The sequence below is a fragment of the Comamonas sp. A23 genome, from assembly GCF_004522605.1.
GTDB lineage: Bacteria > Pseudomonadota > Gammaproteobacteria > Burkholderiales > Burkholderiaceae_C > Comamonas > Comamonas thiooxydans.
Genome location: NZ_RSDT01000001.1, coordinates 619,061 through 640,588 on the forward strand (window position 1 = coordinate 619,061; position 21,528 = coordinate 640,588).

A 21,528-nucleotide genomic window follows, 5' to 3' on the forward strand; every position below is an offset into this window, starting at 1 on the left:
CTGCTGCTGCGGACTCAGTCATCCATCGCACTGCTCAGCTTGATCGCGACTCAAGCTATCCATTTTTCAACCGCATGACCCCACAAAACCGCAGGCGGTACAGAACTGACAGCCATCTTTTTTGATCATGGCATGTGCTCCGCAGTCGGGACACTTTTGACCGCTGACTGGGGCATTGTTCTCGGGCGGAGATGCCGGCGTGGCCGCCGTGCTGGGCGCCGGCTGGGGCAGGCCGCGATTGGCGATGATGCTTTGAATCGCATAGGCCAGCAGCGCCACTTCGCTGTCATGCCAGAGCGGGATGCGGCTGCCGTCGTCACGCGTCCTGTTGCCGTAGCGCACCGGGCCGCGATCCCAGGCCACTTTGCGCAGATCGGCCAGGGCCTTGTCGAGAAAGCCGCCACGCGCGGCCAGGCTCAAGCTGCGCATGGTGGCCGTGATCCATTGCTGGCTTTCCCCGGTCTGGCCCACGGGCATGAAGAATTCGATGGGACGCTCCACACCGTCGACCACCATGAAACTGACGACCAGATAGAGACGCCGTATGCCGTCATGTGTGAAATACTCGATCTTGTCCACCACGGCATTGAGCGGACCCTCGGGGCGGCGCTCGATCACGGCCGTCATGCCGCTGCTGCTAAGCGAGTTGATTGCAGCCTGCGATTTACCGGTAGGCGCTTGAGAGGGGGCGGGGGCTGAATCGGTAGACAGAACCGCGCCCAGCGTGTCGTTGGGACGGTAGGTGGCACAGCCTTTGAGGCCGACCTCCCAGCACTCCATATAGAGGTGCTTGAAGTCCTCGAACGGATAGTCGGCCGGGATATTGACGGTCTTGGAAATCGAGGTGTCGATAAAGGGCTGGACGCAGCGCATCATGGCCACATGCTCGCTGGCGCTCAGCTCCAGGGCGCTGACAAAGCACTCGGGCAGCGGGACATCGTCGCCGTGCAAGGCCTTGTAGAGGCGGTAGGCGTGATCTTGAACAGTGTAGAACTGCTCTCCGCCGTTGGCCGTGCGCTTTTTGCGCGTATAGGTCCACGAGAAGGCCGGCTCGATGCCGTTGGACGCATTGTCGGCAAAGGCCAGTGATACCGTGCCCGTGGGGGCGATGGACAGCAGATGACTGTTGCGCAGCCCATGTTTTTTGATGGTAGCGCGCAGCTCCTTGGGCAAGCGTTTGGCAAAGCCGCTTTTCAGATACTGCTTGGCGTTGAACAGAGGGAAGGCACCTTTTTCCCGTGCCAGCTCCACCGACGCGGCATAAGCCGCATCGCGCATGGCACGGGCTATTGATGCGGCCTGCTGCAGGCCAGCATCGCTGGCGTAATGCAGGCCCAGCAGAATCAGGGCGTCTCCCAGCCCCGTGAAGCCCACGCCGATGCGGCGCTTTTGCTGTGCCTCGCGCTGCTGCTCGGGCAGGGGCCAGACGGTGGCGTCCAGCACATTGTCCAGCATGCGCACCTGAACCGCGACGGCGGCGCGAAAGGCCTCCATGTCGAAGAAAGCCTGAGGTGTGAACGCTTCGCGCACAAAGCGCGTGAGTATGACCGGGCCCAGATCGCAGCAGCCGTAAGGCGGCAGGGGTTGCTCGCCACAGGGATTGGTGGCAGCAATCTGCTCGGCATACCAGAGGTTGTTGTCGGCGTTGATGTTGTCGAGGAACAGGATGCCGGGCTCGGCGAAGTCATAGGCCGAGCGCATGATGGCATCCCATAGTGCACGCGCAGGCTGGCTTTTATAGACCCAGAGACCATCGTCGCGGCGATGGGCGCCGGCCTGTATCTGTGCCTCGCTGGGACTGGCGACATGGATCAGCTCCCATTCGGCATCGTCTCTGACCGCCTGCATGAACGCGCTGCTCACGCCCACAGACACATTGAAATTGTTCCAGCGGCCTTTTTGTCGCTTGGCGGTGATGAATTCCAGCACATCGGGGTGGTCAATGCGCAGCACACCCATCTGGGCGCCGCGGCGCGCACCGGCCGACTCCACCGTGGTGCAGGATGCATCGAAGACATCGATGAAGGAGCAGGGGCCCGACGCAAAGGAGTTGGTGCCGCGCACCAGCGCACCGCGTGGACGCAGGTTGGAAAAGTCATAACCCACGCCGCCACCGCGGCGCATGGTCTCGGCTGCCTGAGAAAGCGCTGTGTAGATGCCGGGGTTGCCCTGGCTGTCGAAACCATTGGTGGCGTCGGCGACGGGCTGCACAAAGCAGTTGATCAACGTGGCCTTGGTGTCCAGCCCCGCCGCTGCCATGATGCGGCCGGCACCGATGGCACCGCGCTGCAGATTGGCCAGAAATTGCTGTTCCCAATGCGTTTGAAGCTCAGGCTTTTCAACAGCGGCCAGGGCTCGTGCCACGCGGGCAAACAGCTCTTGCTCGGATTGCTCGCCGTCGGCCAGATATTTTTCGGCCAGCACATCCTGGCTGATGGCCTGAGGAGGGAGTGTGTTCATGGCATGCCTCATGCTAATCGGATGCTGACTTTGTAGCCCAGACTGTTTGGTGGTGCTGTGATGCAGCGCAACATCGGCGATGCACCAAGTGGCCAGAAGCCTCCATCGCCAGAACGGGCCCGCCCCAAAATTGTGACAGACCCGCCGAAAATAGACGGAAAAGACCGGGGCGGCGTATGAGGCAGGGCACCGCGCAGGCCGAGCTTCAAACGGTATCGGCCGACAAGAGGGAGACGCAACGATCTATCGAAGGCTACGCGCGGGTCTGAATCATGTCCCCCTCAAAGCGCGCAGCGGCATTCACGACCGCCATCACTGATGCGGTGACGATGTTCGCGTGCATGCCTACGCCAAACCGTGAGCCGGGCACGCCAGGCCATGCGGCTTCGATGACGGCAACGGCGCAGGCGTCGGCGCCGTTGCCCAGGCTGCGCTCTTCGTAGCTGTCGATGCGCAGCGGCAACTCCAGTGCAGCGACGGTGGCTGCAATAGGGCCGTTGCCGATGCCGCTGCGCAGCCTGGGTTGCCCGTTGGCGTCGTGCCAGTGCAGTTCGATACCCTGGCCTTGCGGGCTGTCGAACAGGCGGTGGCTTTCATAACGCAGTGACCGAGACCCGGCTTGGGCATGCAGGTAGGTGGCTTCAAACAGCTCCCAGATCTGTGCGCTGCTAAGTTCGGTTTCGCTGCTGTCGGCCCAGGCCTGGACAATGGCGCTGAACTCGATCTGCATGCGCCGCGGCATGGTGATGCCCCTGTCCTTCTGCAGCAGGAAAGCAATACCGCCCTTGCCGGACTGGCTGTTGACGCGCACGATGCTGTCATAGGTTCGTCCCAGGTCCTGCGGGTCTATGGGCAGATAGGGTACGCGCCACGGGGCGTTGGGTTGTTGCGTCGCAAAGCCCTTGGCAATCGCATCCTGGTGTGAGCCGGAAAATGCCGTGAACACCAGGTCGCCCACATAGGGGTGGCGCGGATGGATGGGCAGGGCCGTCGAAGCTTCGGCAATGCGTGCCACGGCAGCGATGTCGGAGAAATCCAGGCCCGGAGCAATGCCTTGGGTGTAGAGGTTCAGGGCCAGCGTCACCAGATCCACATTGCCGCTGCGCTCGCCGTTGCCGAACAAACAGCCTTCCACACGCTGGGCACCGGCCAGCAGGGCCTGCTCGGCACAGGCCACGCCGGTGCCTCTGTCGTTGTGGGGGTGTACCGAAAGCGTGATGTGCTCGCGCCGTGCCAGACGCCGGTCCATCCATTCGATCTGGTCGGCAAACACATTGGCGGTGGAAACCTCCACCGTGGTCGGCAGGTTGATGATCATGGGGCGCTTAGGACCGGCATCCCAGGCTGCAATGGCGGCATTGCACACGGCCAGGGAAACGTCCAGCTCGGCCATGCAAAAGGTTTCCGGGGAGTACTGCAGCACCCATTCGGTTTCGGGGTGCTGCTCGGTGAGTTGCCTGAGGTGGCGTACATGGTGCTCCACCATGGCAATGATCTGCGGCACTTCCATGCCAAAGACGATTTCGCGGAAGGCCGGTGCCACGGCGTTGTACAGATGCACGATCACGCGGCGTGCGCCGGCCACGCTGCGCACCGTGGTGGCAATCAGGTCCTCACGCAGCTGGGTGATGACCATGGGCGTGACATCGTGCGGAATCAGTTGCGCTTCGATGAGGTGGCGCACGATGTCGAAGTCGGTCTGCGAAGCGGAGGGGAAGCCGATTTCAATTTCCTTGAAACCGATGGCGACCAGCTCCTCGAACAGCCGTAGCTTGCGCTCGCGGTTCATGGGTTCGAACAGCGCCTGGTTGCCGTCGCGCAAATCGGTCGAAAGCCATACGGGCGCTTGGGTCAACGTACGGGCAGGCCATTGGCGGGTGGGCAAGTCCACAACGGGAAATGCGCGGTATTTGGTAGAGGGATCAGCCAGCATAGAGACCTTGGAGTTGAAGAAACGATCACCTGGTCTCCCTGCCCGGATGGGGCTGGCTAAGGCCGGGGTCTGGGAAGACCAGGATGGGACCATGCGCGAACGCGTGCATGCGGACCCCGACCAGATGTCAGAGTCAGTAGGCGTAGCGAAAGCGGGTGGCGGTGTTTCACGGCAAGGTGCTTGATGGAGGCAATGCGGCTACTTTATGTCGCCAGAGGTATAGACTTCTATCGATAGATATTCATTTGTTGTAGAAATTTAGACATCTCATGGGTTTTGCTTCCCCCGAACATGGTGCGCATGCGCTGGATCTGCAGCATGCCCAGGCCTCTTCGCTGCCTGTCACGGGCGTGGAGCAGCGCTATCCGCCAGGCCATGTGGTGCCGCAGCACAGCCATGCGCGCGGCCATCTCATCTATGCGTCTGAAGGTGTGTTGCTGGTCGAGTCCCCCAGCGGCCAATGGCTGGTTCCGCCGACCACGGCAGTGTGGCTACGCCCGGGCATGCTGCACGGGATCACGGCGACCACGGCGGTGCGGGCCTATGGCCTGTTCGTCGACGAGGCCTGGTCCGCACAGCTGCCGGCCCGGGACGGCGTGCTGCATGTCGCGCCGCTGGTGCGCGAGCTGATGACAGCTCTGGTGGCATTGCCCCACGAGGGGCCGCATAGGCCGCGCGATGCCTTGCTGGGCAGTTTGCTGCTGGAGGAACTCAGCGCCCTGGCCCCGCTGCCGTATTACCTGCCCTGGCCCCAGGATGCGCTGATGCGACGTATCTGCGAGAGCATGCTGAGTGCACCGGCGCAGCGCACCACGGTGGAAGCCCTGGCGCGGCAGCACGCGCTCACGCCCAAGACGCTGCATCGCCGCTTTCTGAAAAGCACCGGAATGAACTGGGGCAGGTGGTATCAGCAGATGCGCCTGATGGCTTCCATCCCCCAGTTGCTGCAGGGCATGGCCATCACGACCGTGGCACTGGAAAGCGGCTATGAAAGCCATAGCGCATACACGGCTGCGTTTCGCCGCCAGTTCGGCCGCCCGCCATCGGAGTTTGTTGCGTCGGCAGGCCGGGCTACGCGGCCTTAGCCGTTCTTGCAACGCCTGCCGCATCAAGATCTTTTGCTCCGAAAATAGCTTCCAACGCTTGTTTATCAAGCGCCGGAAGCTATTTTTAATAGTGAAGGTGGATTAGAGCTTCTTCACCAGCACCTGGCTCTTGCGGCCCCAGTTGTACTTGGCCTTGCGGGCCTCGGGCAGCCATTCGGGCTCGACAGGCTGAAAGCCGCGCTTGATGAACCAGTGCATGGTGCGCGTGGTCAGCACAAACATGGTTTCGCAACCCAGGGCGCGGGCGCGTTGTTCGATGCGCTTGAGCAGCTTCTCGCCATCGCCCGTACCCTGGCTCTTGGGAGAGACGGTGACGGCGGCCATCTCGGCGGTCTTGGCTTCCAGATAGGGGTGCAGGGCGGCACAGCCGAAGATCACGCCATCGTGTTCGATGACGGTGTAACTGGCGATATCGCGTTCGATCTCGGTGCGGTCGCGCTTGACCAGCGTGCCGTCGCGCTCGAAGGGCTCGATAAGCTGAATGATGCCGCCCACGTCGTCGATCGTGGCCTCGCGCAGTTCTTCGAGCTTTTCGTCAATGACCATGGTGCCTATGCCGTCGTGCACATAGATCTCCAGCAGAAGCGCTCCGTCGGTGGAGAAGGGCAGGATATGGCTTCGCTCCACGCCATGCTCGCAGGCGCGCACGCAGTGCTGTAGGTAAAAGCCCACGTCGGTAGGCTGCTGTGCAGGCGGGAGTTGGGCCAGCAGGCGGCGTGCAGCGTCCAGCGGCAGCTCGGTATCGATGGGGTTGTTCTCGTCGGCCGGGCCGCTGGGGTCCATGCGCACGCCAGGCACTTCGGTCAGGAACAGCAGCTTGTCGGCCTTGAGTTCGATCGCCACGCGGGTGGCCACTTCTTCCATGCTGAGGTTGAAGGCCTCGCCCGTAGGCGAGAAGCCGAAGGGAGAGACCAGCACCATGGCTTCGGAGCCCAGTGCGCTGCGAATGCCTTCCACGTCGACCTTGCGCACCAGGCCGGAGTGCATGAAGTCCACGCCATCGACGATGCCTACGGGACGTGCCGTGAGGAAGTTGCCCGAAATCACGCGCACGCGCGCACCGGCCATGGGCGTATTGGGGAGACCCTGGCTGAAGGCGGCCTCGATCTCGTAACGCAGCTGGCCGGCCGCTTCCTGGGCACAGTCCAGCGCAATGGAGTCGGTGACTCGCATGCCGTTGTAATAACGCGGCTCCTGGCCCTTGAGGCGCAATTGCTCGTTGACCTGGGGGCGGAAGCCGTGCACCAGCACGATCTTGACGCCCATGGCCTGGATCATTGCCAGATCCTGGACGATGGAGCTGAGCTTGCCCGCATCAATGGCTTCACCAGTCAGGCCCACCACAAAGGTCTGGTGTCGGAACTTGTGGATATAGGGGGCCACAGACCTGAACCAGGGAACAAAGGTGAAATTGAAGACGGTGGACATGGCAGTGCGCGAAAACCTCGAAAAGCGGGAAAAAAGGCCTGCGTCGGGTATTACGCAGGCCTGAGGCGCAAAGTGTAGCGGTTACTCGCGTGCCTTCGCTGGTTGCAGCAGGGTTTTGTGCGCGCTGATCGCACAGTTTGTGGTTTTTGTGGCGCGGTGTTTTCAAAAAATGACGACTTGTATTTGAGCTAGGCTGCCTGGTGGCAGTCAGCGTCGAAACCATGCGAGGCAAAGATAGACACTCGGTCAAGCGTCCGGTTGCCGTTTGCGCAGATCTATCCGTATGTTTCATTTCACGACGCATTCTTCGGCCACGTCGAGAGAGGGCTCCAGCTCAAGTTGTCAATCCACGCGTCATGGAGTGAGCACATGCCCTTTGCAGGTCATTGCCGTCCCTGTGGATTAGATCAAGAGGCTGAGATTGCTTTCAGGATATCTAGTCCGAGAGGTGAATCCGAATCACTGTTGGAGCCCTCACATGCTGCCGGCCATCATGGGCAAGATCATGCGCGCGACTCGAATGATGGCCGGACCCAGAACCACCATGATGATGGCCGGGAAGATGCAGGTTACCAGCGGAAACAGCATCTTGGTGGGAATCTTGGCAGCGAGCTCTTCGGCGCGCATTTGCCGTTTGTGGCGTAGGTCATCCGAGAAAACCCGGAGCGATTCGCCTATGCTGGTACCAAATCGGTCTGCCTGCGTCAGCATGGCCGTAAAAGTGTGAATCTCATCAACACCGGTGCGGGCCGCCAGATTTCGTAAGGCTTTTTCGCGAGTGCTGCCGGCACGCATTTCCAGGTTGGTCCAGTGGAGCTCCTCTGCCAGGGCTTCACTTTTGATGCGAATCTCCTCAGTTACCTTGCCCAGCGCGGCATCCAGGCCCATGCCTGCTTCTACGCAGACCAGCATCAAATCGGCAGCATCGGGAAAGTTTTCAAAGATCTCGCGCTTGCGGCGCAAGGCCATCCAGCGCAGAACAAGATTCGGCAGGTAGCAGGCCACAAGAGCTGCCACCAAGGGGAAGAGCAATCGCTGGGTGCTGTCTGCCTTGCTAGCTGTCAGCATGAGAGAGTACACCGCCAGACCCAAAGAAAGAGGCAGCAGCGTTTTGACTCCAAAGTACAGCAGTGGTGCACTCTCGTGGCGGATGCCTGCATTCAGAAAGCGCAGCCGCAATGGCGTTGCATCAATGTCTTTGGTGGGTGACGACAGATGTGCAAATGGGCCGACCAGTTTGACGACTGTTTCTGTCCAGCCCTTGTCCTGAGAGGTGGGTGTCAGTGACTGTAAGCGCCGTTCGGCGACTGTTGGTGTTGCCCAGAAGAACAAGGCTCCTGCAGCCAGCATGAGGGCGGTGAAAGTGAGCAGGGCGACGATCAACATGGCGTACTCCTTGCGTTTCAGTTGGGCTCATACCCTGATACGGGCGATGCGGCGCAGCAGCAGCAGACCTATGACCATCAGTGCGGCCAACCATTTCAGAATGCTGATGCCAATAGGGTCAGTCCAGAGCGGATGCATGAATTCCGGGTTCATTAGATTGAGCAGAGCGGCCAGTCCAAATGGCATCAAACCCAGGATCCAGGCCGACATTCGCCCGTCAGCGGACAGGACGCGGACCTTGGCATGGAGCTTGAGCCGCTCGCGGATCAGGCGACTCAGGTTGCTGAGCATCTCGGTGAGGTTGCCGCCAGATTCGCGCTGTATGAGTACGGCGACAATGAAGTAGCGCAGATCTGTGATCGGCACGCGCTCACCCAGATTGGTCAAGGCCTGATGTAGCGATGTGCCATAGTTGATCTCGTCATGCACCAGGCGAAACTCGCCGGCGATAGGTTCGGTCAGTTCCTCTCCTGCCATTTGCAGGCTTGCGGAAAATGCATGGCCCGCGCGCAATGCTCGCGCTATCAGATCCAGCGCTTCGGGGAGTTGGCGCTCCATACGTTTCAGGCGCTGCAGTCTTTTGCGTTGCAGAAACAGCCATGGAAAGGAAGCCAGCGCCAAACCTAAAAGCACGCCCAGCTCCATAGGTTGGCGAAGCATGATGGTTGTTAGCATGCCTAGCGCAAACAACGTTGCACTGCCGAGCAGCAAGCCCGAAACCGTCCAGTCCAAGCCTGATTGAACAATGAAACGGTCTAGTTGGTGCGCGCGCGGCATGGTTTGCAGCACCCGCTGCATTCTGGGCATATCGCTAAGTGTGCGCTCCTTGACAAGCTTGGTCGGATTGCTGTTGTCATCGGCTGCTGACAAGGCTCTGAGCCGGCGTTCAAGCCGCTTTGCCTCAGGACTCTTGTACTGTTTCCAGATCGTGTGCAGTGCTTCCAGCAGCAGGAGTACGGCTACAAACACCAGACCGATGATTACAAGGACCGAGTGGGAAGATAAAAAGGACAGCATGGCGGCACCTTTTTGCGGAGTTCATTGATAGTGGCGTTCTGGAGCGAAGATGCTGTCGGGCAAAGCAATGCCGAAGCCTTTTAGCCGATCGGCGAACTTGGGTCTGACACCCGTGGCGTGGAAATATCCTTGGACTTCGCCGCTTGCGCCGACGCCGGTCTGGGTAAAGGCAAAGATCTCCTGCATGGTCACTACATCGCCCTCCATGCCAGTGATCTCCTGGATGCTGGTGATCTTGCGTTTGCCATCCGTGAGCCGGAGTGCCTGCACGACTACCGTTATGGCCGATGCAATCTGTTGGCGTGCGGCCTGATGCGGCAGATTGAGGCCTGCCATGCCGACCATGTTCTCTAGCCGTGCCAAAGAGTCGCGTGGCGTATTGGCATGGATGGTCGTCAATGAGCCTTCGTGGCCGGTGTTCATGGCCTGCAGCATGTCTACCGCTTCGGCGCCCCGGACTTCGCCGATGATGATGCGATCAGGCCGCATGCGCAGTGCGTTACGCACAAGGGATCGCTGCGTGATTTCGCCACGGCCCTCTATATTGGGCGGGCGCGTTTCCATGCGCACCACATGAGGCTGCTGCAGTTGCAACTCGGCCGCATCCTCGATGGTGACCACGCGTTCTACAGCAGGAATATAGCTAGAGAGGATGTTGAGCAGCGTTGTCTTGCCGGCTCCTGTGCCGCCAGAGATGATCATATTCACCTTGGCCTTGGCCAGAGCCTCAAGAACCAGGGCCATGCCAGGTGTCAGGCTTTTGAGGTCGTTGATCAGATTTTCCATGCGCAGCGGGATATGGGCGAAGCGCCGGATCGACATCATGGGGCCATCAAGGGCCACGGGCGGAATGACCGCATTCACGCGCGAGCCATCTGGCAGGCGGGCATCGACCATGGGGCTGGATTCGTCGATGCGCCGGCCTATGCGTGAAACGATCTTGTCAATGATGCGCAGCAAATGCTTTTCATCGGTAAAGACAACGGGCGTCAACTCCAACCGGCCCCGGCGTTCCACATAGATCTGATCGTAGCGATTGACCAGTATGTCCGATACTGCAGGGTCGGCCATCAACAGCTCGAGTGGACCGAAACCCAACATCTCGTGCTGGATATCTCGGATCAGCATTTTTCTTTCAAGATCGTTGATGGCTGCGGAGTCTTCAGCCAGTAGTCGCTCGGTCATGGTCGCAATTTCTTGCTGCAGTGTCTGCACGGATACTGCATCCAGGGCAGCAAGATCAAACCGCTCCAGCAGCTTGGCATGAATGCGGCTTCTGAGTGCCAGATAGGCCGCAGAGTGACCATAGATGGGGGTGGATGGCGGAGGAGGCTCTGTTGCGGGCATGGCCGACATATCTGCGGACTCGGACACGACCTGCAGCAGAGGCTTGGGCGTGCGTGTCGATGGCGCGGTCAAGAAATCTCGTAGTGACATGACAGTCTCCTTCTGCAATACGGATGCCTACGCCCGGCGAAAGAGCCGGTTCAAAAAATTACCGTTTTCTTCATGAGCCCGAGGTGACAGTGCATCGGCCCAGGCCGTCAGCTCGCGCACCACGCTGCTGCTGCGAGCGGATTCGGCCAGCGGTGCTCCAGCATTGATGGCTGCTTGTACTTCCTGGGCAGAGTCGGGAATGCTGCGCCATTGCTGTTCCAGGCCCAGGGTCTTGCGCACTTCAGACAGCCCGATTTCGCTGCGCCTGTCCACCCTGTTCAGCACCGGATGCAGGCGGCTTTCCGGGTAGCCCAGATCGTGGAACATGCGCAGCAGCTTTTGCGCATTGCGCACGGCGGGTACGTTGGGCAGCAGCACAGGAACAATGCACTGCGCTTTGTCGAGCACGCGTAGAGCCAATGGGTCCAGCACGCGCCCCATGTCCAGCAGCACGAAGTCGTAGTGCGTGGCAGCCAGTTGCACGATGGCCTCAATATGCCCGGGCTCCACTTCCATGGCATGCATGGCATCTTCGGGGGCTGCCAGCACATGCAGGCGCGGTGTGATCTTTACCGTGCTGGCCGTGAGAAAAGAGGCGTCAAGGCGGTGAAGGTCACGTGCCACATCCGCCAATGTCGAGCTTGGCTTGCCTTCATGCAGATAGGGCAGCGCATCGCCAAACTGCAGATTCAAGTCGATCAACAGCACGGAGTGCTTTTGCGCCAACGCCCAGCCCAGATTGGTGGCCAGGAAAGTGGCGCCGGCACCGCCCTTGCAGGGCAGAAAGGCCATGACTTGCCCTTGTGCACGGTTGGGGGTGCTGTCCTGCAATTTGCTGGCAAGACGCTGAACGGCATCGGCCAGCGCCTGCGGCGGCGGAGGCGATGGCAGAACCTCGCGCACGCCCGCCCGCATGGATTGCAGCAGAAACTCTGGTGTCTGCTGGGCGCACAGCAGGACCACGGCCATGCGTGGGTGATGGGTGGTCACCTGCTCCACCGGGGCCAGGTCTGAAGGGTCGCAGCACATACCATCGACGATCATCAGATCCGGAAGCTCCTGCTCGGCAATCGTGGGCATGCGGGTCTTGCCACCCTCGAAGGTCTGCACCTGGTGCGACTGCTCTTGCAGCACATGGGCCATCTCGCTGAGATGGGTGGTGTTGGGGGAAATGATGGTGATTTTCATAATGACCCTCGCTGCTCAGCCGCATATACCGGGTGCGCCGCTATTTGGATCTGTACCCATGGATTCGCGCGGCAGATAGGTTGAGAAACCCGGCATCGGAATGGCACCCCGCAAGCTGAAGCCGATAGGGGATATCCATTGATAGTTCAGGTTCTGGATACGGACATTGACAGCGCCGCAGGTGGCTGTTGTACAGGCGTTGTTTTGATTGCCTGCAGCGTCGTACCACTCCACTATTACGTTGTCCGTTGTGAGCTGGGGTAGGAATTTCTGCATCCGATCCAGTACCTTGGCTGAGCCCTTGGCGCATACCACGGCGGTGCGAGCTCCCCAGCGCGTGGCTTCATTGGCTGCATTCCACGTCCAGAGCATGCGGGCAAAGTCCATCAGGCCCAGAAAAAATGTCAGAAAAATCATCAGCACCAAGGCAAACTCAATCATCGTGGCGCCTCGTTGCGGGTTGTTAGCTGGTTTTTTCATAGTGGAGCCCTCATCGTGGCGCTGATATCCGCAAAATTCACCGTGCCGAAATTCACGCCGAAAGCTCCGGAAATGAGCGGTGTGAACTTGTAGCAAGGTGGGGCCGAGGTGGCGCAACCTGCGATACGGATGGTGACCGTGTTGATGACGGGGGACGCGCCTGCATGCTGCCAGGTAGGCTTGGGAATCTGGCTGACCGATAGACCTACGGCCAGTGGGCTCCCTGTATTGGCCACATTGCCAAAAACGACCAAATTTTTAGCGTTGTTAATCAGCCCTTGGGGATCACTGGTTGCAATGCTGGGATCCTGTACAGAGAGATAACGCGAAGCATCGCGCACGGCCTTGGTCAAGGTGTTGTACTGGTAGAGCGCGCGGCCAAATTCGGTGGTGATAAAAGTCAGTATCAGCAGTAGCGGGAGAATCAGCGCGAACTCAATCAGCGCTACACCACGATGGCTGGATAAGCGAGGGGATTGCATGGTGAGTTCTCCTTGGCCTATTGCACCAGTACCGGAACCAATGGTCCGCCTGCATTGGCTGGCAGACCTCCTGTAGCGCAGGGGTTGCCGGTCGTGGTAGATGCGTCGCTGATGAATTCGAGCCACATTTTTTCCTTCTTCCCATTGGCGGCCTTCGCCATTGGGTGAAGCGCCAGCACGCAAGCAAAGCCGGTCAGTTGTAGCTTTGGTGCGGCGCAATCCACCACACCTACCGTCATGATTCTGCGATTTCCCCCCTTGGTGTAGTCGGTGCCCGCATAGTTGCCAGTCGTCTTCAAAGCCTTGGTGTCCGGGTTCTTGTTGTCCCCTTCATAGGGCGCATGCGTGCTGCGCTTGGTGCTGAAAAGGGCGTCGTATCGGCCGGGGTTCTTTCCACTATCGTCTGCGGCATACCACGCATAGCCTGTTTCGTCGGGAGGACTGTCAGCTTGGTTGTATGAGCCTTTGTAAATGCCAAAGCGCGTGTTCCAGGCATCAACGGCTCCGTTGGTTTTGCCATTCTTCGACGGGTCGGTCACGTTGGTGGCAGTCCCGGGCAAGTTGCAGGCACCGTTACCTGCAAGCAGGTTTTTGATTTCATTGGCTCCCCCTCCAGAGCCGGTGTAGTCGAGCCATTTGAACGCACCCGAAGCTTCGACTTCGTCGTTGCTGTTTGTGACGCCCGAGAGCCACTCGCCTCGCGAATAGCCGAACGGCGAGCTTGGGCTCTTCTGGCAAATCCCGATGGGCATCAAGCAATTGGTTTGGGAGGGCGCGCGAGTAGCCACGGCCAGCGCCTTCACCGACTGGTTAGCGCCGTAACTGGCATTGCCACTGAATGCGCCCAGAGCCTGCAATAGCCAAGGCAGCAGGCCGGTGCGGGCGTGTTCGCAGCGGGCGTATTTGGCAGAGGTAACCGGAAAAGTGGTGCTGTAGCTGCCGTTCAGTGCATCACTGAAACTGATGTCTGATACTGCAATGCCAGCGCTGGCGCCCTGGAAATGCACACGGTTGCTATTACCTGCTGCGAGGCCTGCATTGACGGCCCGGGTACGAGCGTCGCTGGCACCGTCCAGTTCCTGGGCTGCTGCCAGTGCACAACTGTCAGTGGCCGTCTGCAGCTCGGTTTTGACCACAAACAAGCGGCCAAAATCCAGCGCAAAGCCCATAAAGCCCAGCAGAAACAGCAAGGCCAGGGCAACGGTGATGATGATGGCACCACGCTGCCGCCGCAGCGCGGCGGCAGAACCGCCCATGAGCCGGGCTGTGGGCCAGAAATGTGGGTGGTTTTTCATGGTGTTTAGCGGGTATGTGGATAAGGCTGCTTTAGCGAAAAGCCAAGACTGTCTTGCGGCAGTAGAGGCTTTTGCTATGAGAGCAGTCAAATCAAGCGCAGGCTCCAGCAGTCGTCAAGCAAGCCGAGACTCGGCCAAGCCAGGCCGCGAAACCGAGATCAGTAACGTTCATCGCAAGAATCAGCGTCAAGGAAACCACGGCAACGATCAATGCGTACTCAATGATCTGCGCGCCTTCTTCGTCGCGGACAAAGGATTGCAGGGAATGGCCAAATTGCTGAGCGATCTTGTTCATGGTGATACCTCTAAAGTGAATAAAGAATGGAAACACATGAGATGCATGCCGACTTTTTGGGGCGGCGGTAAGTGGCGTGCAAGGCCGCGATGCGATCTGCTCTCCTTTCAAATTCAATGGTGTGGAACTGGTTAATCGGCTTCGGGAAATTCCGAGGATTAGGGGGTGCCGCCACCCCCTCCACCACTGGAGTTGCTGGTCAGCGAGCCGCCAATATTGATCACATTGACTGCTCGTGGCGGGGTTCTATAGCTTTGCTCGTAGCGATCCATGGTGTGCGCCGTGGCACGACCATCCATGCCGGTGGCGCTATCCACACCGACACCAGGAGTCTTGCCGGCTTCAGGGTTGAGGGTCATCTGCATGCGGGCGGTGCGCACAGCCTCGCCAAAACGAGCGTCGTAGTGGGGGGTTGTGCTGCTGCAGCCCGCGAGCAGGGCGGCGAGGGCCACGGGAAATAGGATGCTGCGTTCGATCATGGCTTGCCTCCGGTTCAGGTGGGCGGGTTCAGGGGGGCGGGACGGTCAACCGAGGGCTCGGCCGGTGCTTGCGGTTGCAGCTCCTGAGGTGCTGCAACTGGAGCAGGTGCCGGAGCTGAGGTTGCAGTGCCGGATGGCATGGTTGCGGCGGGCACAGTCTTCACGGCTGATGCGGGCTTGGAGCTCTCCAGCGCCCCGTTGAGGTAGACCTCGGCGCGTGAGGGCGGCACATGGTTGTCGGTGGGCACTCTGGGTGCTTCGGCCAGAGCCTGTACCAGGCGCGGAGTGATGATGAACATCAGCTCAGTCTGATCGGTCTGGAACTCGGTGCTGCGGGCCAGCGCGCCGAGTACAGGTATTTCCCCCAATCCCGGAAAGCGTTTGACGGCCTCGGTGATATTGTTTTTGATGAGACCAGCAATGACCAGGCTTTGCCCGTCATTGAGCTGCACCGTGGTGTCCGCGCGCCGTACCGAAAGCGAGGGAATGACCGAGGTGACGCCGTTGATGGCGGTGAAAGGTGACCCTGTCTGAGACAGGTCGGACACTTCTGAGACCAGCTTGAGATTGACGCGTGAGCTACCCAGTACGGTGGGCGTGAACTTGACGCCGATACCGAACTCTTTTTCCTCGAGCGTCATCACTGGCACGCCGTTGGTATTGCTCTGCGACACGGGAATAAAGATCTTGCCGCCCGAAAGAAAGCTGGCCTGTTGGCCGCTGATGGCCATGATGTTGGGCTCGGCCAGAATACGCACCAGACCGTCGTCTTTTTGGCCGTCAATGCTGATCGAGCCTTTGCCTATGCGCATGGCGCTCAGCAGTCCGCCACCGCCACTCAGGAAGTTGGATGCGATGGAGAAGGTATTCATGCCATTGCTGGTGATGCGCTGGCCCGCAAGACTGGCGCCGAGCTTGTCGAGCAATGTCTTGCTGACTTCGGCGATCTTGACTTCCAGCATTACCTGATGCGGTGAAGTGGTGCGCAGCAGGTTGACGATTTTCTTGCTGTCGCTGTAGGCGCCGGCGAGCGTCACCACATCGTCCAGGCGCAGCGGATTGCTGATCTCTCCGCTGAGGACCAGGGCATTGTCGGCGCCCTGGACGCGAATGCCGCGCTCCTCGGGCATGAGCTCGCTGAGCTTGGTTTGCAGCGGCCCCGGGTCCATGGTGACGATCACGTCCTTGATAAAGCAGGCACCCTGGGCGTTTTGCAGGATGACGTTCATGGAGCCCGACTTGCGGCCGCGAAAGAACAGGTCTCTGGGGCTGAGCAACTGCACTTCGATATCGCCCATGCCGTTTTGTACCTGCATCTGCGGCTGTCCGTTGGCGGCTGCCTGGCCGACTCCCGGTGTCTGGCCGCTGACCAGGATGCGCGCCATCGGCGAGTTCAGCGGAATGACCACGGATTTACCCAGCGTGACCGTGGTCGGGTCCTCTGTGTGAATGGCCGTGCAGTTCCTGGCGGGCAGGGTGGTGCGGGGAGCTGCGGGAGCGGCCGCAGCCACCGGGCCGGGCTGGGCAGGCGTGCCCGCAGACTGGGCCAGCACAGGTACTGAGCTGGCGAGCAGCATGCTGGCTGCTATATATAGGTGATGATGTTGCACGGCCGACCTCTCTTAGTTGTTGCGAGTAGAAGATCAGAAGCAGTTGAGAGTGCGAGCACCGCCCTGGATCACTTCGACACAGGTGGCTGTCGAAGCCTGGGGTGCGGGCCTGGCTCGCTGCATCACGGGTTTGGCGGGTGCTGCGACCTTCACGGGGGCAGGCACGGGCTCAGGTGTTCCAAACAGCTGGTGCTTGGTGATGCCAGCGGTGCTGGTGGGATCTTTGTCAATCTGGTTGCGCAGCACCAGTGAGAGATTGCCTACGCTGCGTGCAAGATCGAGTTTCTCGGCATCTTCCGGGCTCAGCTCGAGCGTGACGGCACTCACCACTTTGGGTTTGGTCTCGTCACGATCGGCCTCCTGGGCCACGGCCAGGACCAGCACGTTCTCCAACACGGTTTTGCTGATCTGGCGTGACTCTTCTGTCTTGCCGTTCTGCTCCTGCTGGGCATTGACCACCACGTCCACGTAATTGCCGGGCAGGGCAAAGCCCGCAACACCGACCACATCGTTGACGCGTACCGTCATGGCCCGCTTGCCCGGAGCGATGACGGCAGCCAGTCCGCCTTTGGTGCCTACGGGGGCCAGCTTGCCTTCGAGCACGGCTTCGCCGCGCAGCACTCCGACCTTGACGACGCGATCCTGCAGCTGTTGCATATCATGGAAAGCGCCATCGGGTATGGAGCCCCGCGGCCAGTCCACGGTGTTCAGCATGTTCGGCAGAATCTTGCCGCCCAGTGGAATGTCGGTGGCAGCAACGACCACCTTGTCGGCGTCCAGGCTGCCGCGCTGGGCGACCCAGTTGGCGGCGTAGACTGCAGCCGCCAGACTGGCCAGTACGGCGAGGACAAACAGACCCAAAGCTTTGAGGTTTTTCATGGGAGGCTCCCGCTATGCCGTGATGTAAGTGACTAGACCCAGGTGAACTGCCGAGCGACCAGGAACGCCAGGGTTCCCAGGGCGATGCTGACGCCGTAAGGCAAAGTGCCTACCGAATGCGCCGAGTTGGAGCGAGCATCGGGGCGGATCCCCGCAGCGACATTGACGTAGAGCAACTGCATGGCCTCGGCCGAGTTGCGCACCAACTTGCCTGACGTGCGATGCCAGAGTACGTAGGTGATAGCTACCAGGCCGCCGGTGATGAAGACAAAGAGCACGGTCTGCCAGGCGGCTACGGGGCCGAGAAAGCTGCCGACCATGGCCATCAATTTGACGTCGCCAGCTCCCAGGGCGTGCAGCAGATAGAGAGGCAGCATCAATGCCAGACCTACTGCCATGCCGCCCAGTGCCCAGAAAAAGCCGCCGGTGTGGGGGTGAGGGGCCAGCAGGCCGTAGAGCAGGGCCAGAGCGGCGCCGCCGAAGGTCAGGCGATTGGGAATGCGACGTGTGCGCAGGTCGCAGATGCTGGCTGCCAGCAAAAGCAGCAACAGGATCAGCGAACGCGGCTCGGTGAAAACGGCGGCCACGAGTTCGGATGCTGCGCTGAGTTCGGAAGATGTCATGGTCAATCTCCAGTCCTGTGTTCAGCGAATCCTGTTCGGGCCTCAGAGTTGACGCTGGCGGTTTGCTGCGTTCAGCTCATCTGACTGATGTCTACAGGATTCGGGTGATATGTGACTAAATACAATTTTTCTATCAACTTCATTCTTTTGTTTAATTTTGTGGAAATGCTATTCCTATAGAAATCGCTTATCAATATGAGAGTTCGTAAGGATTTTTCTAATCTGCATGAGATGCAAATGTGACGCCGTTGTAGGTTGCGTAAGCAGTGGTCTCATGCGCTGGCTGACGCAGATTGGCTCACGCCGCATGGTGGGTCTTGGGTCGTGAGCGAGAGACCTGTAAGGCGTGGGGTCGGAGCCTGAGTGTCTGGGCTCTTTGATAGCTTCCGAGCAAATCGCGCCGGCCTTCGAAGGTTAGGTTCCTGCCTGGCATCTGCCATCGGCGCAGGCTTGGGAGCACGCTGAAGTGCGTTTCAAGCGTTACCCATTTTTAGAGGCTTGCAGTGTCTGCCGGTGTATGGCCTGGCTGCCTCGGTATGGTGGCTCGGTGACTCTGGACAAGGCCGGAGCCGGGGTTGAGTAGCCGCTTTGAGGGATGGGATTGAGGTAATCCTCGACAACCCGCAGTCATGGGCCGAGGCAGTTTGTTCGCCAGACGCCAAGGCGGCGGTCTGGCTGCCTGTCTGCTGTGGGTGCAGGCTCAGTCCATCCTGCAATCGCCAGCTTTGACGTTGATAGCAGTCGTCTTGCCGGCTTCAGGCCTTTGCTCTGCGCTGGCTATGCAGGCCCAGCAGCACCAGCACGACGGCCACCAAGGGCAGCATGCCGATATTGATGCCGTTCCAGCCAGCGCTGTGCAGCAGCTGGCCCGATCCGAACGAGGCCACGGCCACTGTGCCGAAGACCAGGAAGTCGTTGAGTGCCTGCACCTTGGCGCGTTCCGAGGGACGGTAGCACTCGGTCAGCAGCGCCGTGGCACCGATGAAGCCGAAGTTCCAGCCCACGCCCAGCAGAATCAGCGAGCCCCAGAAGTGGAAGATATCCAGGCCCATCAAGGCCAGCAAGCCGGCCGCGCCTATCATCAGCAGGCCCAGAGCTGTCACGGGCCGCTTGCCATAACGCGCAATCAGCTTGCCGGTAAAAAAGCTGGGTACGAACATGGCCAGTACATGCCATTGGATGCCCATGGCGGCTTCGCCCACGCTGTGGCCGCAGCCCACCATGGCCATGGGGGCAGCGGTCATGAGGAACGCCATCAGTCCGTAGCTGACCACACCGGCCGCGCAGGCCACGACGAACTGGGGCGTGCGGGCAATCTCGCCCAGAGGCCTGGCGTCACCAGCCACGGCGGTTTTGGTCTGAGGCGGCTGCAGGCGCAGGCCCATGAGCAAGGGCAGGGCCAGCAGGGCCAGCACCGCCTGGCTGTAGAAGCTGCCGGCAAACGGTGTGGCGGGCAGGGCGTCGCGCGTCCAGATCACCACCTGCGGCCCGATGATGGCGGCAATCAGCCCCCCGATCATCACGCGCGAAATGGCCTTGGCCTGTTGCGCGGGCTCGCTCACCATATCGGTGGCGGCGAAGCGGTAGCTCTGCACGCAGGCCGCATAAAAGCCGGCCAGCGCCGTGCCTATGCAGAAGGTGACGAAGTCGCTGTGGGCAATGCCTTGCGCGGCGACCACGCCGGAGATCACGCCCAGAACGGCGCCCAGCACATAGGCCGCGCGGCGGCCCATGCGGTTCATGATCCAGGCGGCTGGCAGTGTGGACAGCGCCAGCCCGAGCTGGTAGATGCTGACCGGCAAGGTGGACGCAGTGGGGTTGGACGACAGTTGCTGCCCGACCAGACCGCCCAGTGAGATGATGATGGGCGGAGAGGCACCTCCCAGGGACTGGGCTGCGACCAGCAGGCCCATATTGCGGCTTTGTTGTGTGTTGTTGTCTGATTGCATAAATCGCTTCGGCTGTCCATGCTTGTACGCAGATTTGTCACATCTTGCAGCATTCATATTGGCCGAACATTAAAAGGTTTGTTGCGGGTATGGTGCAGTCGCGAGCCTGGTGATCGAAGTGAATGGGAGTGATATGACGCTGAAATGCCTTACTGGCCGGGTTGCAGGCCTGAGCACTGCTCTGGCCCTCATGAGCTGGGCATCGATGGTGCATGCCGGGACGGCAGACGCCCCGCATGAAGCGGTGGTCTGGTCGGCCAGCTATCGCGGCGAGATCGCCGGCAAGGCGGTCAAGCTGGAGCTGTGGCGACTCGACGGCGCCGTCGGAGGCAGCTATTGCTACGAGCCCTGCAATCGGCCTGGCGCAACACTTGATCTAAAAGGCTCGGCAAGCGGGCAACTGACCGAGACGCCGATGGCGGGTGCAAGCGATCCCAAGCCTTCGGGCCGCTGGTCGCTGGCGGCCTTGCCTGGCATGGCGCCACCACGTTTGCAGGGCCAGTGGCAGTCCATGGACGGCAAAAAGCGCTGGCCGGTCAATCTGCTGCGCCAGCCCCCGGCTTTCTCCCATGCGCCGCATTACGAGTTGCGTCTGCTGATGGATCAGAGGCTGCGCTCTCTGGCTGACTGCGGCGAACATACGGATCTTCTGGTTTCCGCCATTCAGGTCTATGAGAAGGGGCGTCTCAAGCAAAGCCTGCCAACCGCTGCCGTGGGCAGTTGCTGGCTGGTGCAGCCGCGCTGGGTGGATGCGAATTTTGACGGCTGGCCTGACCTGACCCAGCCGCTGGATCTGCCTGCGGGGCCGAATATTGCGCACCGTACCTGGCTTTACGACCCGGGCACGCAGAAGCTGGTGCTGGGGCCGCAGTCCCTGCAGGACATCAGCTCGCCCGCCTTCGATGGCAAGGCCAGGCGCATCTACAGCGAATGGCGTGCCAGTTGTTGCAGCCATGGCGTAAACATCTATGCCTGGAAGCCTGCGGGGCTGGAACTGGTCGAGCAGGCTGAAAGCTATATGCTGCCGGTGCGCAAGGGCGGCAAGCTCATGGCCTGCTATCAGGTGCCGGACTATGCGCAAGGCCATGTGCGCTGGCCTGCAGGCCTCTACCAGCGGGGAGGCGAGCTGAGTCTGGGGCAGGAGCCCGCTGCCGACTGGTGCGATGATGATCCTGCCGCGACCAGGGGCCAGAACCAGGTACAGGTGCTGGCCGAGCCCAGGCCCGGACAGCCGCCCCAGATCCTCAAGGCCTATGGGGCAAGTTACCGCAAGGTCGATACGCCCAAAGGTGCCCGCTACTGCCCCGATATCGCAGTCTTCGATGCCGATGCCCACAAGGTGGTGCGTGTGCTGATGAGCGAGAACGCCGAGCAGGACTGCGAGGTGGAAAATCCAGCTCGGGTCCAGCATTGAAAACGACTTATCACTATGCATGGAAATCGCTTGCTGCTATCGTTTTAAGAAAGTTTGCTTGTTATAC

18 protein-coding genes are annotated in these 21,528 nt (G+C 60.3%); 2 read left to right on the top strand and 16 right to left on the bottom strand.

The genetic code is table 11. The annotated features are described in order from the left end of the window. Positions 1 to 66: 66 nt before the first annotated feature. Both EIC84_RS02920 and EIC84_RS02925 read right to left on the bottom strand, forming a co-directional pair. On the bottom strand, positions 67 to 2,460 hold the full coding sequence (locus tag EIC84_RS02920; protein WP_003067945.1) for an adenosylcobalamin-dependent ribonucleoside-diphosphate reductase: 2,394 nt from the start codon (positions 2,458 to 2,460) through the stop codon (positions 67 to 69). A 253-nt stretch (positions 2,461 to 2,713) separates the two neighbouring features. Then, positions 2,714 to 4,393 carry a 2-isopropylmalate synthase gene (locus EIC84_RS02925; RefSeq protein WP_003067944.1) on the bottom strand — a complete coding sequence of 560 codons (1,680 nt, stop codon included), beginning with the start codon at positions 4,391 to 4,393 and terminating at the stop codon, positions 2,714 to 2,716. Positions 4,394 to 4,662: 269 nt separating this feature from the next. On the opposite strand from EIC84_RS02925, the gene EIC84_RS02930 reads away from it, so the two are divergent. Beyond that, positions 4,663 to 5,478: a helix-turn-helix domain-containing protein gene (locus tag EIC84_RS02930; RefSeq protein ID WP_003067943.1), complete on the top strand. Its 816-nt coding sequence runs from the start codon at positions 4,663 to 4,665 to the stop codon at positions 5,476 to 5,478. Positions 5,479 to 5,580: 102 nt separating this feature from the next. Here the strand turns inward: EIC84_RS02930 and argA are convergent, their stop codons facing one another. From argA to EIC84_RS03000, 14 genes are all read right to left on the bottom strand, one after another. Next, positions 5,581 to 6,927, bottom strand: a complete 1,347-nt coding sequence (gene argA / locus EIC84_RS02935; protein ID WP_003067942.1) for an amino-acid N-acetyltransferase — start codon at positions 6,925 to 6,927, stop codon at positions 5,581 to 5,583. A 474-nt stretch (positions 6,928 to 7,401) separates the two neighbouring features. Beyond that, positions 7,402 to 8,313 (bottom strand): type II secretion system F family protein, encoded by a 912-nt coding sequence (locus tag EIC84_RS02940; protein ID WP_003067941.1) that lies wholly within the window; start codon positions 8,311 to 8,313, stop codon positions 7,402 to 7,404. Positions 8,314 to 8,340: 27 nt separating this feature from the next. Further along, positions 8,341 to 9,330 carry a type II secretion system F family protein gene (locus EIC84_RS02945; RefSeq protein ID WP_003067940.1) on the bottom strand — a complete coding sequence of 330 codons (990 nt, stop codon included), beginning with the start codon at positions 9,328 to 9,330 and terminating at the stop codon, positions 8,341 to 8,343. A 21-nt stretch (positions 9,331 to 9,351) separates the two neighbouring features. Next, positions 9,352 to 10,767, bottom strand: coding sequence for a CpaF family protein (locus tag EIC84_RS02950; RefSeq protein ID WP_003067939.1), 1,416 nt, complete (start codon positions 10,765 to 10,767; stop codon positions 9,352 to 9,354). A gap of 27 nt (positions 10,768 to 10,794) precedes the next feature. Further along, on the bottom strand, positions 10,795 to 11,955 hold the full coding sequence (locus EIC84_RS02955) for an AAA family ATPase (protein WP_003067938.1): 1,161 nt from the start codon (positions 11,953 to 11,955) through the stop codon (positions 10,795 to 10,797). 15 nt (positions 11,956 to 11,970) lie between these two features. After that, positions 11,971 to 12,435 (bottom strand): TadE/TadG family type IV pilus assembly protein, encoded by a 465-nt coding sequence (locus tag EIC84_RS02960; RefSeq protein ID WP_034362771.1) that lies wholly within the window; start codon positions 12,433 to 12,435, stop codon positions 11,971 to 11,973. Then, the gene (locus tag EIC84_RS02965) at positions 12,432 to 12,917 is read right to left on the bottom strand and encodes a TadE/TadG family type IV pilus assembly protein (RefSeq protein ID WP_003067936.1); all 486 of its coding nucleotides are present in this window, start codon (positions 12,915 to 12,917) and stop codon (positions 12,432 to 12,434) included. Before EIC84_RS02965 ends, EIC84_RS02960 begins: the two co-directional genes overlap by 4 nt. 17 nt (positions 12,918 to 12,934) lie before the next feature. Further along, positions 12,935 to 14,212 (bottom strand): TadE/TadG family type IV pilus assembly protein, encoded by a 1,278-nt coding sequence (locus EIC84_RS02970; protein WP_237704492.1) that lies wholly within the window; start codon positions 14,210 to 14,212, stop codon positions 12,935 to 12,937. 91 nt (positions 14,213 to 14,303) lie between these two features. Continuing rightward, entirely contained in the window at positions 14,304 to 14,507 is a 204-nt protein-coding gene (locus EIC84_RS02975; protein ID WP_003067934.1) for a Flp family type IVb pilin, read from the bottom strand. A 158-nt stretch (positions 14,508 to 14,665) separates the two neighbouring features. Continuing rightward, on the bottom strand, positions 14,666 to 14,986 hold the full coding sequence (locus EIC84_RS02980) for a hypothetical protein (RefSeq protein WP_003067933.1): 321 nt from the start codon (positions 14,984 to 14,986) through the stop codon (positions 14,666 to 14,668). Positions 14,987 to 15,000: 14 nt separating this feature from the next. After that, the gene (locus EIC84_RS02985) at positions 15,001 to 16,563 is read right to left on the bottom strand and encodes a type II and III secretion system protein family protein (protein ID WP_003067932.1); all 1,563 of its coding nucleotides are present in this window, start codon (positions 16,561 to 16,563) and stop codon (positions 15,001 to 15,003) included. Between the two features lie 66 nt (positions 16,564 to 16,629). Further along, the gene (gene cpaB, locus EIC84_RS02990; RefSeq protein WP_003067931.1) at positions 16,630 to 17,475 is read right to left on the bottom strand and encodes a Flp pilus assembly protein CpaB; all 846 of its coding nucleotides are present in this window, start codon (positions 17,473 to 17,475) and stop codon (positions 16,630 to 16,632) included. Positions 17,476 to 17,507: 32 nt separating this feature from the next. After that, complete coding sequence (locus EIC84_RS02995; protein WP_003067930.1) at positions 17,508 to 18,098, bottom strand: prepilin peptidase; 591 nt, start codon at positions 18,096 to 18,098, stop codon at positions 17,508 to 17,510. A gap of 755 nt (positions 18,099 to 18,853) precedes the next feature. Beyond that, complete coding sequence (locus tag EIC84_RS03000) at positions 18,854 to 20,047, bottom strand: MFS transporter (protein WP_003067929.1); 1,194 nt, start codon at positions 20,045 to 20,047, stop codon at positions 18,854 to 18,856. Positions 20,048 to 20,180: 133 nt separating this feature from the next. Between EIC84_RS03000 and EIC84_RS03005 the strand changes: the two genes are divergently transcribed. After that, complete coding sequence (locus EIC84_RS03005; RefSeq protein WP_034362769.1) at positions 20,181 to 21,461, top strand: hypothetical protein; 1,281 nt, start codon at positions 20,181 to 20,183, stop codon at positions 21,459 to 21,461. Positions 21,462 to 21,528 lie beyond the last annotated feature (67 nt).

Coding starts and splice junctions, on each gene's coding strand:
- EIC84_RS02975 (WP_003067934.1), bottom strand. CDS start 14,507: ATGAACAAGATCGCTCAGCAATTTGGCCATTCCCTGCAATCCTTTGTC.
- EIC84_RS02985 (WP_003067932.1), bottom strand. CDS start 16,563: ATGCTGCTCGCCAGCTCAGTACCTGTGCTGGCCCAGTCTGCGGGCACG.
- EIC84_RS02940 (WP_003067941.1), bottom strand. CDS start 8,313: ATGTTGATCGTCGCCCTGCTCACTTTCACCGCCCTCATGCTGGCTGCA.
- argA (WP_003067942.1), bottom strand. CDS start 6,927: ATGTCCACCGTCTTCAATTTCACCTTTGTTCCCTGGTTCAGGTCTGTG.
- EIC84_RS02965 (WP_003067936.1), bottom strand. CDS start 12,917: ATGCAATCCCCTCGCTTATCCAGCCATCGTGGTGTAGCGCTGATTGAG.
- EIC84_RS02925 (WP_003067944.1), bottom strand. CDS start 4,393: ATGCTGGCTGATCCCTCTACCAAATACCGCGCATTTCCCGTTGTGGAC.
- EIC84_RS02955 (WP_003067938.1), bottom strand. CDS start 11,955: ATGAAAATCACCATCATTTCCCCCAACACCACCCATCTCAGCGAGATG.
- EIC84_RS02920 (WP_003067945.1), bottom strand. CDS start 2,460: ATGAACACACTCCCTCCTCAGGCCATCAGCCAGGATGTGCTGGCCGAA.
- EIC84_RS02945 (WP_003067940.1), bottom strand. CDS start 9,330: ATGCTGTCCTTTTTATCTTCCCACTCGGTCCTTGTAATCATCGGTCTG.
- EIC84_RS02960 (WP_034362771.1), bottom strand. CDS start 12,435: ATGAAAAAACCAGCTAACAACCCGCAACGAGGCGCCACGATGATTGAG.
- EIC84_RS02950 (WP_003067939.1), bottom strand. CDS start 10,767: ATGTCACTACGAGATTTCTTGACCGCGCCATCGACACGCACGCCCAAG.
- EIC84_RS02980 (WP_003067933.1), bottom strand. CDS start 14,986: ATGATCGAACGCAGCATCCTATTTCCCGTGGCCCTCGCCGCCCTGCTC.
- EIC84_RS02970 (WP_237704492.1), bottom strand. CDS start 14,212: ATGAAAAACCACCCACATTTCTGGCCCACAGCCCGGCTCATGGGCGGT.
- cpaB (WP_003067931.1), bottom strand. CDS start 17,475: ATGAAAAACCTCAAAGCTTTGGGTCTGTTTGTCCTCGCCGTACTGGCC.
- EIC84_RS02930 (WP_003067943.1), top strand. CDS start 4,663: ATGGGTTTTGCTTCCCCCGAACATGGTGCGCATGCGCTGGATCTGCAG.
- EIC84_RS02995 (WP_003067930.1), bottom strand. CDS start 18,098: ATGACATCTTCCGAACTCAGCGCAGCATCCGAACTCGTGGCCGCCGTT.
- EIC84_RS03000 (WP_003067929.1), bottom strand. CDS start 20,047: ATGCAATCAGACAACAACACACAACAAAGCCGCAATATGGGCCTGCTG.
- EIC84_RS03005 (WP_034362769.1), top strand. CDS start 20,181: ATGACGCTGAAATGCCTTACTGGCCGGGTTGCAGGCCTGAGCACTGCT.